Source organism: Vibrio sp. S12_S33, assembly GCF_963889785.1.
In the GTDB taxonomy this organism is placed as follows: Bacteria; Pseudomonadota; Gammaproteobacteria; order Enterobacterales; family Vibrionaceae; genus Vibrio; species Vibrio aestuarianus.
In genome coordinates, this window is sequence record NZ_CAWPQZ010000372.1 from 1 (window position 1) to 255 (window position 255).

Annotated in this window: 1 protein-coding gene; it reads right to left on the bottom strand. The window is 60.4% G+C overall.

What is annotated here, in order from left to right:
• The coding region (locus AACW06_RS20510) for an Ig-like domain-containing protein (protein WP_192076418.1) at positions 1-255 on the bottom strand (255 nt) is incomplete at both ends.

Sequence of the window (255 nt, forward strand, 5' to 3'; positions counted from 1 at the left end):
TCACCACCGTTTCAACGCCGTCACTGTTCTCTGCCACGCTCACGCTGCCGTCCGCGGCGTCCGCGATGGTAAGTGTTGGCGCCGCAGTTGGTGCGGTGGCGTCAAAATCAAACGTCACTGGCGCGCTTTCACCACTGCTGTTGCCAGCGGCATCCGTAATGCTGCTGGTGATGCTGTAGTTACCTTCCGCTGTCAAGCTTGGAATGGTGATGTCGGCGCTGCCATTGGCAAGATCCGCCGCCGTCACGGTGTAGG